At 68.4% G+C, this 13,666-nt stretch carries 15 protein-coding genes; 7 read left to right on the top strand and 8 right to left on the bottom strand.

The features are described from left to right. The first annotated feature begins 21 nt into the window (after positions 1-21). Positions 22-798: a hydroxyacylglutathione hydrolase gene (gene gloB / locus WG901_RS17295; protein ID WP_339588333.1), complete on the top strand. Its 777-nt coding sequence runs from the start codon at positions 22-24 to the stop codon at positions 796-798. Between the two features lie 90 nt (positions 799-888). Next, on the top strand, positions 889-1,851 hold the full coding sequence (locus tag WG901_RS17290) for a hypothetical protein (protein WP_339588332.1): 963 nt from the start codon (positions 889-891) through the stop codon (positions 1,849-1,851). Positions 1,852-2,077: 226 nt separating this feature from the next. Here the strand turns inward: WG901_RS17290 and WG901_RS17285 are convergent, their stop codons facing one another. The 5 genes from WG901_RS17285 to WG901_RS17265 form a co-directional block, all read right to left on the bottom strand. Beyond that, positions 2,078-2,632 (bottom strand): F0F1 ATP synthase subunit B family protein, encoded by a 555-nt coding sequence (locus WG901_RS17285; RefSeq protein ID WP_339588331.1) that lies wholly within the window; start codon positions 2,630-2,632, stop codon positions 2,078-2,080. Beyond that, positions 2,625-3,116, bottom strand: coding sequence for a F0F1 ATP synthase subunit B family protein (locus tag WG901_RS17280; RefSeq protein WP_339588330.1), 492 nt, complete (start codon positions 3,114-3,116; stop codon positions 2,625-2,627). The genes WG901_RS17285 and WG901_RS17280 overlap by 8 nt, the downstream gene beginning before the upstream one ends. 72 nt (positions 3,117-3,188) lie before the next feature. After that, positions 3,189-3,416: a F0F1 ATP synthase subunit C gene (locus tag WG901_RS17275; RefSeq protein WP_054122335.1), complete on the bottom strand. Its 228-nt coding sequence runs from the start codon at positions 3,414-3,416 to the stop codon at positions 3,189-3,191. Positions 3,417-3,461: 45 nt separating this feature from the next. Beyond that, positions 3,462-4,247 carry a F0F1 ATP synthase subunit A gene (locus tag WG901_RS17270; protein WP_339588329.1) on the bottom strand — a complete coding sequence of 262 codons (786 nt, stop codon included), beginning with the start codon at positions 4,245-4,247 and terminating at the stop codon, positions 3,462-3,464. Between the two features lie 54 nt (positions 4,248-4,301). Beyond that, entirely contained in the window at positions 4,302-4,622 is a 321-nt protein-coding gene (locus WG901_RS17265; RefSeq protein WP_339588328.1) for an AtpZ/AtpI family protein, read from the bottom strand. 342 nt (positions 4,623-4,964) lie between these two features. Here WG901_RS17265 and WG901_RS17260 point away from each other — a divergent pair, with 342 nt between their 5' ends. Then, positions 4,965-5,549 carry a PilZ domain-containing protein gene (locus WG901_RS17260; protein WP_339588327.1) on the top strand — a complete coding sequence of 195 codons (585 nt, stop codon included), beginning with the start codon at positions 4,965-4,967 and terminating at the stop codon, positions 5,547-5,549. Positions 5,550-5,596: 47 nt separating this feature from the next. On the opposite strand, the gene WG901_RS17255 is transcribed toward WG901_RS17260, so the two are convergent. From WG901_RS17255 to WG901_RS17245, 3 genes are read right to left on the bottom strand one after another with little or no spacing between them, the layout of a single operon-like run. Further along, a complete protein-coding gene (locus WG901_RS17255; protein ID WP_417603426.1) occupies positions 5,597-5,983 on the bottom strand; it encodes a YdbL family probable chaperone protein in 387 nt (128 codons plus the stop codon). Then, positions 5,983-6,261: a YnbE family lipoprotein gene (locus tag WG901_RS17250; protein ID WP_339588326.1), complete on the bottom strand. Its 279-nt coding sequence runs from the start codon at positions 6,259-6,261 to the stop codon at positions 5,983-5,985. Before WG901_RS17250 ends, WG901_RS17255 begins: the two co-directional genes overlap by 1 nt. Beyond that, the gene (locus WG901_RS17245; protein ID WP_339588325.1) at positions 6,258-9,419 is read right to left on the bottom strand and encodes an intermembrane phospholipid transport YdbH family protein; all 3,162 of its coding nucleotides are present in this window, start codon (positions 9,417-9,419) and stop codon (positions 6,258-6,260) included. The genes WG901_RS17250 and WG901_RS17245 overlap by 4 nt, the downstream gene beginning before the upstream one ends. Before the next feature lie 50 nt (positions 9,420-9,469). Here WG901_RS17245 and radC point away from each other — a divergent pair, with 50 nt between their 5' ends. The 4 genes from radC to purB all read left to right on the top strand — a co-directional run bounded on the left by radC (position 9,470) and on the right by purB (position 13,556). Then, positions 9,470-10,201, top strand: coding sequence for a RadC family protein (gene radC / locus WG901_RS17240; RefSeq protein ID WP_339588324.1), 732 nt, complete (start codon positions 9,470-9,472; stop codon positions 10,199-10,201). A gap of 1 nt (position 10,202) precedes the next feature. Beyond that, complete coding sequence (locus WG901_RS17235) at positions 10,203-10,952, top strand: NRDE family protein (protein WP_339588323.1); 750 nt, start codon at positions 10,203-10,205, stop codon at positions 10,950-10,952. A 33-nt stretch (positions 10,953-10,985) separates the two neighbouring features. Next, on the top strand, positions 10,986-11,963 hold the full coding sequence (locus tag WG901_RS17230) for an LLM class flavin-dependent oxidoreductase (protein WP_339588322.1): 978 nt from the start codon (positions 10,986-10,988) through the stop codon (positions 11,961-11,963). Positions 11,964-12,242: 279 nt separating this feature from the next. After that, entirely contained in the window at positions 12,243-13,556 is a 1,314-nt protein-coding gene (gene purB, locus WG901_RS17225; protein ID WP_339588321.1) for an adenylosuccinate lyase, read from the top strand. The last annotated feature ends 110 nt before the right edge of the window (positions 13,557-13,666 follow it).

Genomic DNA, 13,666 nt, shown 5'->3' with positions numbered 1-13,666 from the left:
CGCATGTCGAGGAGATGATCGATGGCGCTCGAAGTTCACCAGTTCGCCTGCCTGTCCGACAACTACGGCTTCCTGCTTCACGATCCTGAGAGCGAGGAAACCGTATGCATCGATACGCCCGATGCCGACGCCTATCTGCGCGAGGCGGCGCGCAAGGGCTGGCAGATCAGCCAGATCTGGAACACGCACTGGCATCCTGACCACGCCGGCGGCAATGCCGCGATCAAGGCGGCGACCGGTTGCAAGGTGATCGCTCCCGCCGCCGAGGCGGAGAAGATCGCCGACGTCGACCGCACGGTGAAGCAGGGCGACGTGGTCGCGATCGGCGATTGGGAAGCCCATGTCATCGACGTCGGCGGCCACACCAACGGACACGTCGCCTATCACGTCCCCGGCGCCGGCCTGGCCTTCGTCGGCGATTCGCTGTTCGCGCTCGGCTGCGGCCGCATGTTCGAGGGCACGGCACCGCAGTTCTGGTCCAGCCTCTTGCGGCTCAAGGCGCTGCCGCCCGAGACGCTGATCTACTGCGCGCACGAATATACCCAATCGAACGCCCGCTTCGCGCTCCACGCCGACCCCGACAACGAGCGCCTGCAGCGCTATGCCGAGAAGGTCGAGGCCTGCCGCGCCAAAGGCATAGCGACTGTGCCGACCAACCTGGCGCGCGAACTCGCCGCCAATCCGTTCCTGCGCGCCGACGACCCCGGCCTGCAGGCGCGCTGGGCAGACCGAGGTGCCAGGCTCGGCGATCCCGTCGCGACCTTCGCCGCGCTGCGCGCCGCCAAGGACAGCTTCTAGCCCACGCATCGGGGCGATCCGCCGCATTGCCGCTTTCGTTGGGGGCGTAGGACGGCTAGTCCTCGGGACTTCACGCGCGGGAGTCGATTCATGCAAAGCCAGGCCATCAAGCGGAGCGTGCCCTCGTTCGGGCCCGCGCTGGTCGCAGCCCTCGCAGTCGGCGCCGCGGTCACCGCGATCGCGCAGCCGCTGACCTACCGCCCCGCCCCGCTCGCCGCCGCGCCGGTCAAGGTGGCCGCAATCCACGCCGATACCGTGCGCCTGACGATGCCGCAGCCCGCGCTGGCGCTCTCCGCCGCCCGGCACGAGATCGCCGCGCCCAAGCTGGCGCCGCTGCCGCTCGATCCCGATACCGCCGTGACCGCGCCCGCAAGCGCCTCGCCTGCCGCGCCCGCCCCGGCGCCACTGGCCGTGGCGGCGACCAAGGTCTCGGCCGCACCGCTGGGCACGACCGCACGGATCGCGCCTGTCATCCGCATTGCCCCGCCGCAGATCGCGGTCGACCGCCTCGCCGCCGCCAAGGGCCGCGACATGGCCACCTATTCGCCGACCCGCCACGCCGTGACCGACAGCGGCAAGCCGCAGGCGATGTCGATGCTCGGCGACGAGGACTGGAGCTCGCTCACGCGCAGCCAGGCCGCGGCCCAGACCGCTGGTTCCGCCACCGATCGCAGCGCCGCGCTGCAGCCCTCGCGCAAAGGCGCGCGTATCCCGATCGGGACGACCGCAATCGATCCCACCGCCACGGATGACCGTCCCTCGGCTTCGGATGAGGCCGACAAGCGCATCGACAGCGTCTCGCTGACCGTCGCCACCAAGCTCAACGGCGCCGCTGCCGGCCGCGTCTCGCTGCTGATCCGCGACGACGAGAACATCTCCGTCCGCCTGTCCGACCTGCTCGCGGTGATCGAGCCGGCGGTCGAGCCCGATCTCTATGCGCGTCTCAGCGCCTCGCAGGCGGCCCAGGGCTACGTCACGCTCAACACCCTGCGCGCGGCCGGCATCGCAGTCCGCTTCGACGACCGCGACCGGTTGGTGATCGGGACGCGCTGAGCGGCTGCCTCGGCGCTGCTGCCACCCTCGCCGCTGCGGACTAACCTCACTACGTTCGGCAAGTCTCGTCTCTCTCCCGCCAGCGGGGGAGAGGTAGAGGGTAGCGCACCGTCTCCCCCCGATACGAAGCACGCTGGTCGGAGTTGGACGAAGGGGCTCGAACCCCAAAAAGAAAAGCCCCCGCTTTCGCGAGGGCCTTCCTGAATTCAGCGATGCAGCAGCGCGATCAGATTGCGCCGATCGCCTGGTCGACGAGCGCCTTGTCGGCGGCCGCGCCGTGGTTCTTGGCGATCAGACCCTTGGCCGCGACGGCGGCGGCGTCGGCCGCCCTGGCGCGCAGTTCGGCGACCGCACCGCGCTCGGCGGCGGCGATCTTGTCTTCGGCCATCTTCTCGCGACGACCGATCACCGCGGTGGTGTCGGCCTCGGCCTTGGCGACGATCGCCTCGGCCTCGTGCTTGGCATGCTCGAGCATGGCCGCCGCGTCCTTTTCGGCATTGGCGATCTTGTCGGCATATTCCTTGCGCAGGGCTTCGGCTTCGGCGCGCAGCACCTTGGCTTCGTCGAGCTGCTTCTTGATCTCGGCAATGCCCGAATCGAGCCCCGAGGTCAGCATCTTGGGCACGCCGAGGAACAGCGCGATCAGGATCAGCACCGTCATCGCCAGCGCAACCCAGAGGCCCGGGCCGATCAGGCCGAAGGCTGCGGGTTCGGCATGGGCGCCGGCATGCTCGGCACCGTGTTCGGCCGCAACGGCGAGCAGGGTCAGCAGATTAGCCATTGAGCGCCTCCTTGACCGCGACGCGAGCCGCCGCGGCATCGACGGTGACGCCGGCCAGACGCGCGACGATGTCGCCCGCGGCTTCGGTCGCAACCGTCTCGATCTCTTCGAGCGCACCGGCGCGGGCGCCGGCGATACGCTGCTCGGCTTCGGCCAGACGCTGGTCGATCACCGTATTGGCGCTGGCCAGACGGGTCTCGGTGGCCTTGGCCGCCTCACCCTTGGCCTTGGCGATCAGGGCCTGAGCCTCGGCCCGCTGCGTGTTGGCAGCAACGCGCCAGGCCTCTTCCTGCGAGTCGGCGGCCTTGCGCGCGGCTTCAGCGGCGGCGAGGTCGTCGGCGATCTGCTTGTCGCGCACCGCGACGGTCTCCATCACCTTGGGGACCATGCCCTTGCCGATGACGAAGAAGATGAGCCCGAAGAACAGCAGCACCCAGAAGATCTGGCTGGCGTAGGTCTCGGACAGCTGCGCGATTTGAGGCATGGCGGTATCCGTAAGTTCCGGCCGAGCGATCCCGAGGGATCAACCCGGCCGGTCTAGGGTCAGGTCAATCGATCAGGCGACGAAGATCAGGATCATCGCGACGACGAACGACAGCAGGCCCAGAAGCTCGGCGGCGGCGAAGCCGATGAACAGGCGGCCCTGCTGGCCGTCGGCAGCGCCGGGGTTGCGCAGCGCGGACTCGAGGAACGAGCCGAAGACGTTACCCACGCCGATGGCGGCCATGCCGGCGCCGATGGCAGCGAGACCAGCACCGATCAGCTTTGCGCTTGCAGGTTCCATGGTAAAACTCCTTTTCCTTGAATTTCGTTGGTTTGAAAGACGTACTTAGTGAAGGTTCTCGGCGTCGTTCAGATAGAGCGACGTGAGCAGCGCGAAGACGTAGGCCTGGATGCCGGCAACCAGGATCTCCAGCGCGCAGATGGCGATCATCAGCAGGAAGCTGGGCAGACCGACGACAGTGCCCCACAGCGCGCCCGAGTTCATGCTGTCGATGACGAAGCTCGACAGCACTTCGAGCAGGACGTGGCCGGCCATCATCGCGACGAAGAGTCGCAGCGCGAGGCTGAAGGGACGCACGAGGAACGAGACGAGCTCGATCACCGGGATCAACCAGATCAGCCAGAGCGGCGTGCCGTGCGGCACGAACAGCGAGAAGAAGTGGAAGCCATGGCGCCAGAAGCCGACGATCAGGACGATCGCGAAGGACATGATGGCGAGCACGCCGGTGGCGCTGAAATGGCTCGTGAAGGTGAAGGGATGCACGCCGACGAGCATCAGCGGCAGCAGGCCGAGGACGTTGGCGAAGAGGATGAACATGAACAGCGAGAAGATGTAGGGCACATACTTCTTGCCGGCCGGGCCGACGTTGGCGGCGAGCAGGTTGTCCACGAAGCTGGTCATCGATTCGACGGCCATCTGCCAGCGGCCAGGGACCAGCTGACGCTTCATACCACCCCAGACGAACAGGAACAGCGCCACGGTCGTGATCGCCATCCACAGTGCGGAGTTGGTGAACGGAATGGAATAGCCCGCGATTTCCCAGTGATCGGTGCCGAACATCGGCTCGATCGTGAACTGGTGCATCGGATCGACTTTACCCGCTTCGGCCACGCCTTGCCTCATTCTTCATATGCACGACAGCGCCCCTCATGCCCGCTCTTCGGGTCAATCGGGACGCCGGCTGGAAATCCGGATGATGTTTCTGAAGGCGACGATGATTCCGAGGAACATCACCACCAGCAGGCCCCAGGGCGAGGTTCCGGCGGCCCAGTCAATGACCCAGCCGACAAACGCACCGCCGCCGATCCCCCCGATCAGTTCGGCAAGGACGCGATTGCCCATGCGATAGTTCGCATCGGCCTCCGCGCCCGCGACCGGCCGGTTGCGTCCATCTTCGCGCTCGCGTGCGGCCTTGAGCCGTTCGTCGAGCGCATCGATACGCGCATCCTCGCCGATAGGGTCTCGTGCGGGCGGCTCGTCGGTCATGTCAGGCTCCTTTTTCCAAGGGAACGTATGACACGCTCAACGGGTGCCCGCCGAGGGCGCCGTCCCCTTAGGCGGGGGGGTATCACGAGTCAACCGAGTGATGCTGCACCCCTGGGGACTGTGGAATCGCCGGGGCGATGACGCGCAAAATTCGGGCAAGTGACGGTACAACGGTAGAAGGTGCCGGAGCAGCGGCGAAAACAAAAAAGTTTACCAACCGTTAAAAACTTCATTCGACTGTCGTCTAATAGGGTGACGGCACTTTCATGGTGATCGTCGTCCGGGAGCAAACGGGGAAGATCGGTCGGCAATTCCGCGGATCGATGGATTGAGGAACGAGCCATGACCTCGCCGAGGTTCGGGTGCAATGACGGTCTCTCGCTCGCGGCGCGCATGAGCGACCGCCGCGAACAGCGCCGCATCCGCGCACCGCGGGTGGTGCAGGTCGCGCACGACGGCGCCGCCGCCTACGCGCGCTGCCGCGACTTCTCAGACACGGGCATGAAGCTCGATCTTACCGTGCCGCTTCAGCTCAACGACATGGTGACCGTGGCACTCTCGTCCTCGGTCATGCTCTGCGGCTCCGTCGCCTGGGTCCGCGGGCGCGAATGCGGCGTGGTTTTCGACGGGACCGTCGACAGCGACGCGCTGCTCGACGCGGTCGAGCCGCAGGCCGGCGTCGTCGCCTCGCCCGCAACGCTCAACCTGCTGCACGGACGGCGCTGGCCCGGCGACGGCCGCCCCACCCCGCCCGCGGGCGGCAAGCCCGATGCGCGCTTCCAGGCGGGCCTGGCCGTCACGGTGATGATCGGTCCGAACGAAGAGCAGCGCGGCGTCGTGCGCTGGGCGAGCGGCAACATCGCCGCATTCGAACTCGCGCCGGGCGCGGAGCCGAGCCAGCCCCTGCTACCCGCGCCGTCGCATTGACGGATGCGGCAAGGCCATCCGCCCTTGGCTTGCGCTGGTAGACGGGATCAGGGGCAGCGCGGATCGCGCTGCGGGGCGCCGCCACCGCGGGTCTGCCAGGAGCCGTCGGGCGCCTGATACTTCTCCCCCGGCGAGGTCTGGCCGATCAGCAGGCAGCCCGAGGTGAAGGCATATTCCTCGACCGTCGCGCGCTGCGCCTGCGCCTTCTGCGAATAGACCGCGCGGCGCTTGATGTTGAGATCGTCGACCAGGGCGCGCAACGCCGGGCTGCCGCCGCCGATCACGCCGAGATAGCCATCCATCTTCTCGCCCACCTGACCCGCCGCGCGCGCCGCGGAATAGGCCGGATCGCGCGGTTCGGCGACCGCCGCGCCCGCCGTCATGCCGAGCAGCGCCGCACCGAGCAGCAGAGACTTGAGAGAGAAAGCACGCATCAGAAAATCCCCGAATTGCTCTCGATAGTGTCCTTGGCGTCCTGCGACAGCCGGTAGATGACTTCCTGCTTGATGTTGATGTTGAGCTCGATGACGATCGGCTTGTCCGGTGCGGTGACCGAGATACATCCCGAAAGCATCGATGCCGCCATCAGCATCGCCAGAACGCCCGTGTTTCGCCACGCGCGCGGGCTCAACCGTCCTGTTCCCTGGCCGTTCGACTGCATGGCCTGCTGTCTCGCAGCCTGGAACTGGTTGGTCAATCCGGGGCTGATCATGGCTTGGGAGCGCTTTCTGAAGGCTGAACATTCGGCGGTGAAACGGGCAGGACGATCGGCCGGCCGTTGGCGTCCATGAGTCCCAGCGAGCGCGGATCGCGAACATAGGCCGGGTCGTAGAACGAGCGGAAGGTCGAGGCGAGCTGGAAGAACGGCGCGCGCACGTTGACGTTGAAGCGGATCGGCAGCTTGGCGATGCGGTCGGTGAGGAAGTTGCGCTTGGTGCCGCCGCCCTGACGGATGCCGGAGAATTGCACGCGCGTGACGATCTCGCCCTCGAGCGCACCGTTCATGCCGATCTCCATGTCCCGGTAGTCGAGCGACTTGAGCGCATCGAAGGCGAAATTCGCCATGGCCGAGAGGTCCTTGTAGGTCAGCGCGCCGATGTAGGAGACGTTGCCGCCGGGCTCGCGCGACTTGAGCCGGCCGCCATCGATCCGGCCGCCGTTCTCGTCGAAGACCAGCGGGAGGGTACCGTCGAACACGCCGGTGGCGCTCAGGTTGGCGAGTTCCATCCGCTCCACGAAGCGCGCGGCGTTGAGGCCCTCGATCATCAGGGTGTAGCGGCGCACTTCGGCGACGCCCATCCGCATGTTGACCGGCAGCAGGGTCAGCGTGCCGTCGAGGAACGGCCAGGCGCCGCCTTTGACGACAAGGAGCAGATCGGGGCGCAGCTCGTAGGTCAGGACGCCGTCGTTCACCTCGATGCCGGGATTGATCGAAGCGATGCAGATCTGCTGGTCGGGCGCCGTGACCATGCCGAGCAGGTCGGTGAAGCGGATCGTGCCCGAGGCGCCTTTGACCGGGCCGAAAGCCGCGGCGAAGTCGAGCGAATCGGTGGTGAAGGCGCCGGTGCTGGTGATCCGTTCGGCCGTCCAGTCGATCCGGCCATTGCCGCGGACGTCGCCCTGGGCATTGGCGATGACGCCTAGCGCCAGCGCGCTCAGCGTGTCGGGCTGGAGCTGGTTGTCGAAGCGGATCCCCGCGACCGCGAGGTCGGCATGGCCGCGTGCCGAATTGAGATCGTGGCGGATCGTCGCGCGGACGATCGCGCGTGCGCTCGCCGGCTCGCGCAGAGTGGCCGCGGCGTCGATGACGTTGTTCGCCAGGGTCAGTTCGCCGTCCTGCGTCACGAGCGGGCGGAAGCGGTCGTCGAGCTGGCGGTCCTCGAGCCGGAAGCTCGCGCCGGTGAGCGCGAGGCGGCCGCCGGCAAAGCGCCACTGGCCCGTCGCATCGAGCACGTCGAGCGGCACCGAAGCGAGGCGCACGTCTACCCCGGCGAAGCTGCCGGCAACGTCCGAGCCGATCCGCGCGGCGAGGTTGGCAATACGGAAGCGCGAAGCGGTCGCGGCGGGCCCCAGCTCGATGTCGATCGCTTGCGCCGCAAGCACACCCGGATAGGCGAGGCCGATCGGTCCCGAGCGCAACCGGATCGGGCTCGCGCCGAGCTTGCCGGCGAGATCGACCGACGGCGCGCCCGCGGCGATCCGCAGGCCGCGCGGGCCCACGGCGAGGATCGCGCCGCCGCCGGGCGGGCAGAGCGTGAGGCCGCGGCGCTCGAAGGTCAGGTTGGCCAGCGCCAGCCGATCGAATCGCACCGCCGTGCAGCTACGCCAGGCGGCGAGCCCGGTCCCGGCGCGCCAGTTGCCGTCGAGCGGCAGGACGAGATTCTCCGCGCGGCCACCTGGCAGCGCGCCCGAGAGCCGCGCCTCGCCGGCGAAGCCCAGCGCGCCGTTGGCGAGTTGTACCAAGGTCACGCGCGGCAGCGCGATCTTCGCGTCGCCAGCGCGGTATTCGGCCATGGTCATGCGGGTGACCAGCCGGCCGCCCGGCTGGCGCTCGAGCCGCCCGGTGACCTGCGGCAGGCCTGCACCGCCCGTGGCGAAATTGCCCGCCAAGCGCGGTGTCACGCGGCCATCGGCGGTCAACTGGAAGCGTGAGACCGACAGCAAGGTCGCGCCGCTGCCGCCGTGCAGTTCGGCCTGCGGCACGACGACGTTGGTCGCGGGTCCGGCGCGGCGCAGGATGTAGCTCGCGGCGAGGCGGCTGCCCCGCCCTTCGCGCTGCAGCGCGCCGCGCATCTGGCCGAGCAGCGGCGCCGCCAGCGTGCCCGCGGCCGAGCGCTGCGCCGAGGCGAGCGTCGCGTCGAGATCCTGACCGAGCCGCAGGCCCTCACCCGAAAGCTGGCCTTCGAGTTCGATCCGGCTGGCCGACTGGCGCAGCACCCCAGCCGTGCCGACCGCCGCCGCCGCCGCCTGTGGCGTCGCGAGCCCGTGCCCTTTGACGTCGTAGCGCGCGGTCATCGCCTGCTTGCGCCAGGTGAAGCGCAGCGTACCGCCGGCATCGGCCAGGCGCGTAGTGCCGTAGGCCAGAGCCCCGCTACGCAGACCGGCTTGGCCCTCGACGCCGTCGAGCGGCTTGTCGGCGGTCGCGTCGAGCTCGAGGCCAGCATCGGCCAGCGTCAACCCGTCGCGGCAGGTGAGTTTGCCCAGCCGCAGCGGCCCGACGAAGCGCGGCTTCTCGCCTTCGATCCTGACGCTGCCGTAAAGCGAAGCGCGCTCGGCCGCGCAGCCCTGGACCGCAAGCTTGGGCGCGATCGCCGCGAGCGTGCCGGCGAAACCGCCGCGCAGTTTGCCCTTCCCCTCGGCCTTGATCCCGACCGGGCCGTAGTCGCTCTCGACCAGCCCGCGGCCGTCGACCAGCGCCAGCGCCATGTCGGGCAGGCGGAACGGCGCCTCGCTCTTGCCCGCGAACAGCACCTTGTCGAGGCTGCCGAAGCTCAACTTGCCCTGGCTATAGCGTCCATAGAGTCGCGGCCGCACGAGCGTGACGCTGCTGATGATCGGTGCGCCGAAGCGCGCGGTGATCTCGGTCTCGACGCGCTCGATGGTAAGCTCGGGATGCCCCGGATCGCCGACGACGACGTCGCGCAGCACCTGTCGGCGTGGCCCGATCGATTCGATCTTGTAAGTGGCGGGGAGGCCATAGGTCGCGAGCTGGCCGGCGATGACGTTGCCGACGATGCGCTCGCGCGAGAACCACAGCGCCGCGAGCGCCAGGACGATCAGGCCGGCGGCCAAGGCGAGCGCGAGCGGCCAGCGCCGTCGGCGCGCCGGTGCCTCATCCGAGGGCGGCTGATCGTCGTCTGCTTGCGCCATTCGCCCCACACTTGCGCGCACGGCCGGGAAAGGCAATGCATCGCCTACCCATGGCAGAGACGAGCGAACTCTTTCCTGAACGGGAACCCCGGCGCGGGGCCGATTCTCCGGCCCACGGCGCGGACGGCCATCGCGCGCGGCTGCGCAAGCGGCTGCTCGACGGCGGGGCCGAGGCGCTGGCCGATCACGAGGTCGTCGAATACCTGCTGATGACCGCGATCCCCCGCCGCGACGTCAAGCCGCTGGCGCGCGCGCTGATTCAGCGCTTCGGCGGCCTCGCCGGCGTGCTCAACGCCGATGCCACCGCGCTCGCCAAGCACCCGGGCATGGGCGAGACCAGCGCCGCCGCGCTCAAGATCGTCGCGCTGGCATCGCGCCGCCTCGCCCGCACAGCGGTGCGCGAGCAGCCGGTGCTGGGATCATGGCAGGCGCTGATCGACTATCTGACGATCGACATGGCACACCTGACGGTCGAGCGCGTGCGCGTGCTCTATCTCAACCACCAGAACATGCTGATCCAGGACGACCACGTCGGCGACGGCTCGATCGACGAGGCCGCGATCCACCCGCGCGAGGTGATCCGCCGCGCGCTCGACCTCGGCGCGACCGCGCTGATCCTCGTCCACAACCACCCCTCGGGCTCGCCCCAGCCGAGCCGCGCCGACATCCAGATCACCAACCAGATCGCCGAAGCCGGGCGCCTGCTCAACATCGTCGTCCACGACCACGTCATCATCGGCCGCGAGGGGCATGTTTCGCTCAAGGCCAAGGGGCTGATCTGACATGTGCGTAGCCGCCTTCGCCTGGCAGGCGCATCCCCAATGGCTGTTCGTCGCGATCGGCAACCGCGACGAATTCCACGAGCGCCCCGCCGCGCCGCTGGCGGCCTGGCAAAACGGCGTGCTCGCCGGTCGCGACCTGCGCTCGGGCGGCACCTGGCTCGGCGCGACGCCCGCCGGCCGCTTCGCGCTCGTCACCAATCTGCGCGGCTACGGGGCCCCCGAGCCCGACCGCGCCTCGCGCGGCGCGCTCGTCACCGACCTGCTCACGGGCAGCGGAGCCTATGCCGATCCGGCGACCGCGCCTTTGCAGGACTTCAATCCGTTCAACCTGATCCTCGCCGATCGCGACACGGCGCATTTTCTCTCAAACCGCCCCGACGACATCCGCACCCGCCTCGCCCACGGCATATATGGGCTGTCGAACGGCCAGCTCGACGAGCCCTGGCCCAAGACGCTCCAGCTCAAGAGCGCACTGCTCGACTGGCTCAATCGCGCCAGCGATGATTTCGGACCACTGTTCTCAGCGCTGCGCAATGAGGACCTGGCTGATGTAGGCCTGCCGCCACGCGAACCGTCCGACGTGCCGCGCGAGGCGCCCGAGACGCCCGTGTTCATCCGCGACGCCGTCTACGGCACGCGCTGTTCCACGGTCGTCGCGGTAGACCGCGGCGGACGGGGCACGATCATCGAACGGCGTTTCTCGTCCGCGAGCGAGAGCACCGGGGAAACCAAGCTGACCTTCGCCTGGTAGAGCGGGGGACCGGCACCGAGGGAGAGCCTTTCCATGTACCTGTCCATGCGTTTCGACTTCCGCAATCCGGCCTTCGCCGGCACGACCATGGCCGATCGCTATGCCGCCGCGCTCGACATCGCCGAATGGGCCGACGGCCTGGGCATCCCCGCCAGCATCGCGGTGTCGGAGCACCACGGCTCGGAAGACGGCTATATCCCCAGCCCGCAGCTGATCATCGCCGCCATGGCCGCGCGGACCAAGAGCCTGCGCTTCTCGACGGCCGCGACGATCGCGCCGTTCCACGATCCGCTGCGCCTGGCCGAAGACTTCTGCGTGCTCGACAACATCACGAACGGCCGCGTCGACCTGATCGTCGCGGGCGGCTATGCGCCGAGCGAGTTCGCCATGTTCGACGTGCCGATCAAGGAACGTCCGAAGCGCGTGACCGAGGTCGTCAACACGCTCAAGGCCGCCTTCGCCGGCGAACCCTTCGAGTACCGCGGCCGCACGGTCCACGTCACGCCCGCGCCGGTCCGTCCGGGCGGCCCCAAGGTCATCATGGGCGGTGCCAGCGAGCCCGCGGCGCGCCGCGCGGCGCGGATTGCCGACGGCTTCGTGCCGAGCGAACAGAAGTTCTGGGAATTCTACCGCGACGAGATGCAGAAGCTCGGCAAGGGCGACCCCGGCCCCGGCATGGGCGGCGGTTCGGCCCAGGTCACGGCGCTGGCCAAGGACGTCGATGCCGGCTGGGCGGCGATGGGCCAGGCCTTCCTGCACGAGACCAACGCCTATGCCGCCTGGCGCGTCGCCGCCGGAGAGGACACGCCTTACGATCCCTTCCCGAACGTCGAGGCGCTGCGTGGCGCCGACTTCTATCACGTCGTCACGCCCGAGGACTACGTCGCCCAGCTCAAGGCCGCGCCTTTTGCCGCGGCACAGTTCCACCCGCTCTGCGGCGGCATGCCAATCCAGGCCGCCTGGAACAGCCTAAAGCTGTTCGAGACCGAGGTCCTGCCGGCGTTTCGGTGACGGAAGCTCTCCTTCCCCCTCGATGGGGGAAGGATGCGAAGCCTTGGGCGCTTGCGCCCTAGGCGCAGCTGGATGGGGGTGAGCGTGCCGCCAACACGGCGCTCGCCGGAATCCTCACCCCCACCCAACTCCAGCTAACCGGCAGAGCCGGTAAGCTTCCGTATCCCTCCCCCATCAAGGGGGAGGTAGGGGGTGCGACACGGCGCTTCCCCTTGCCATCCGGGCACGCCGCCCTTAGCGCCCGCGGTCAATCAGCCAGTCCCAACATCGGAGTCGAACATGGTCCCCCGTTACGCCCGCCCCGCGATGACCGCGATCTGGGAGCCCGAAGCGCGCTATCGCATCTGGTTCGAGATCGAGGCCCATGCCACGCAGAAGCTGGGCGAGCTGGGCGTGGTGCCGCCGAGCGGCGCCAAGGCGCTGTGGGACTGGTGGGCGACCAATCCGACGATCGACGTCGCCGCGATCGATGCGATCGAGGCCGTGACCAAGCACGACGTCATCGCCTTCCTCGACTGGGTGGCGCAGCAGGTCGGTCCCGAGGCGCGCTTCATGCACCAGGGCATGACCAGCTCGGACGTGCTCGACACGACACTGTCGGTTCAATTGGCCAAGGCTTCGGACATCCTGCTCGAAGACCTCGACGCGCTGCTCGCGGCAATCAAGCGCCGCGCCTACGAGCACAAGCACACGCCGACGATCGGTCGCAGCCATGGCATCCACGCCGAGCCGACCACTTTCGGCAAGAAGCTGGCCGAGGCCTACGCCGAGTTCAGCCGCTGCAAGACGCGCCTGATCAACGCCCGCGCCGAAATCGCCACCTGCGCCATCTCGGGCGCGGTCGGGACCTTCGCCAACATCGATCCCGTGGTCGAGGAATATGTCGCCGAGAAGCTGGGCCTCACGGTCGAGCCGGTCTCGACGCAGGTGATCCCGCGCGATCGCCACGCGATGTTCTTCGCGACGCTGGGCGTGATCGCCAGCTCGATCGAGCGCCTCGCCACCGAGGTCCGCCACCTCCAGCGCACCGAAGTGCTCGAGGCCGAGGAATATTTCTCGCCGGGGCAGAAGGGCTCGTCGGCGATGCCGCACAAGCGCAACCCGGTGCTGACCGAGAATCTGACCGGCCTCGCCCGCGTCGTCCGCTCGGCGGTCACCCCGGCGCTCGAGAACGTGGCGCTCTGGCACGAGCGCGACATCTCGCACTCGTCGGTCGAGCGCTACATCGGCCCCGACGCGACGATCACGCTCGACTTCGCGCTCGGTCGCCTGACCGGGGTGATCGACAAGCTCGTGATCTATCCCGAGCGCATGCAGAAGAACCTCGACCGCATGGGCGGCCTGGTCCACTCGCAGCGCGTGCTGTTGGCGCTCACGCAAGCTGGCCTGACGCGCGACGATTCATACCGCCTCGTCCAGAAGAACGCGATGAAGGTCTGGGAATCGGACGGTCAGCTCTCGCTGCTCGAACTGCTCAAGGCCGATCCCGAAGTGTCCAAGGCGCTGTCGGCGCAGGAACTCGAGGACCGGTTCAACCTCGACTACCACTTCAAGGACGTGGACCACATCTTCGCGCGGGTCTTCGGCGAGTGAGCCTGCAGTCTGCTCCGGGTTCGCCCGGAGCGGAACTATTCCGCGCAAACCCTTCCCTTACCGTGCAATCTTGCTAGCATCCCACGACAGCCCGAGGGAAAGAGGAGACG

This window comes from Novosphingobium anseongense (assembly GCF_037482895.1).
GTDB classification, from domain to species: Bacteria; Pseudomonadota; Alphaproteobacteria; order Sphingomonadales; family Sphingomonadaceae; genus Novosphingobium; species Novosphingobium anseongense.
This window is presented reverse-complemented; position numbering and strand designations above follow the sequence as displayed.